Below are 1,379 nucleotides of genomic sequence, written 5' to 3'. Positions count from 1 at the left end.
GGCGGGCATCATCGCGCTCCGCCTCCTTTCGCGCTTGTGCTCAGGATGTCGGCGAACGCCTCGGTTATCCGGTGGGCGTCAGGCAACCAGCCCCACTGGCCGTTGGGATTGCACTCGATGAACATCCAGTCCTCCGCCGCATCGCCGTCGCCGGTCAGGGCGAAGCCGGAGCAGCCGAAGGCCAGGCCTAATGCGGCCAAGTAGCTGTGCGGCGCCGTTTCATACGACAGTCACCGTTCCATCCGGAGTGCCGCGGGGTCGACGCAAGGCGCACCCCTCTTCGCTGCTCTTCACTGGTGGAACGTCAACGACCGTGATCCGGTGATCTGTTGCAGTATCAACACGCTGCCCCCGAGCTGGGCAAACTCGGGGCGCAGCAGGAAACGGGTCAGGCGGCTACAACGTGGCCTTCCAGGCTCCGCGGGTGAGGGTGGTCGTGCCGTCCGGGGTGATGGTGACCCGGGCGCCGTAGACGGGCAGGGCACCCTCCCGGTTGAGCCGGTTGCGAATGCGTTCCAGGTCCGACCACAGCCGTCGGGGGCCGCTCTGATGCACGACCGGCGACTCGAGAAACCCCGTTGCCGTGGCGCGGGCCCATGAGCCGTCGGGGCAGAGCAGCCAGACCGTGCGGGTGTCGCCGTCCTGTGTCTTGCGGTACTGAATGCCGGGAAGCTGCAGCTCGAGCATCGACATGACGTCCCACGCGTCGGGCGGGTACAGCAGCGGGTACCGGCTGGTGAAGATCTCCTCTCCCTCGTCCTGGGCGGCTCCCTTCCAGATGTCGTCCACGGGGCTGTCGTAGCTGTCGCCGTGNNCACTCGATCCGGCCCACGGCGCCGCCGTCCGCGGTCTTGTCCGCGGTGAGAATCAGGCCGGTGCCGGAGATCGTGGTCACGAACCGGCCGCCCGTGCGGAGTGCCTTGAGCCAGGAGACCGGTACGGGGCGGACCGACACCGTGGCGACGATGCGGTCGTACTCTCCGGGCAGTGGCCCGGTGATGTCACAGACCTCCATGCGCGGGCGTTCACCGAGCAGCGCGAGCCGGTCTGCAGCGAGCTTCACCAAGTACTCGTCGATGTCGATGCTCGTGACGTGCTCCTCGCCGAGCCGTGCGCATGCCAGGGCGGTGCCGTAGCCCGTGCCCGTGGTGACGAGGAGCTGGTGACCGTCGCCGATCATCGCATGCCGGTACATCCGCACGACGAGGCTGGGAAGCGTCGACGACGACGTCGGTGTGCCGCCGGCGAGGACGTCATCGGTGTCGGCTCTGTCGGCGTGGTGGGTGTCGACCTGGGTGACCAGTGACTGGTCGCTGTAGGCCGCCTCCAGCCAGGCGTCGGGATCGTCCGGGCCGGTGCGCAGCACCCAGCCGTGGCCC

Annotated in this window: 2 protein-coding genes and 1 pseudogene; 1 reads left to right on the top strand and 2 read right to left on the bottom strand. The window is 68.3% G+C overall.

Translation table 11 applies throughout. From position 1 onward, the window contains the following. Positions 1-396: 396 nt before the first annotated feature. Both CCN35_RS29790 and CCN35_RS29785 read right to left on the bottom strand, forming a co-directional pair. Entirely contained in the window at positions 397-789 is a 393-nt protein-coding gene (locus tag CCN35_RS29790; protein WP_245863494.1) for a hypothetical protein, read from the bottom strand. Between the two features lie 103 nt (positions 790-892). Then, positions 893-1,180: pseudogene (locus CCN35_RS29785) on the bottom strand (protein-L-isoaspartate(D-aspartate) O-methyltransferase); the annotation flags it as partial. On the opposite strand from CCN35_RS29785, the gene CCN35_RS29780 reads away from it, so the two are divergent. Further along, positions 1,094-1,306, top strand: a complete 213-nt coding sequence (locus tag CCN35_RS29780) for a hypothetical protein (RefSeq protein WP_245863493.1) — start codon at positions 1,094-1,096, stop codon at positions 1,304-1,306. The pseudogene CCN35_RS29785 and the gene CCN35_RS29780 overlap by 87 nt on opposite strands. Positions 1,307-1,379: the final 73 nt, after the last annotated feature.

This window comes from Streptomyces thermovulgaris (assembly GCF_002155915.1).
GTDB lineage: Bacteria > Actinomycetota > Actinomycetes > Streptomycetales > Streptomycetaceae > Streptomyces > Streptomyces thermovulgaris.
This window is presented reverse-complemented; position numbering and strand designations above follow the sequence as displayed.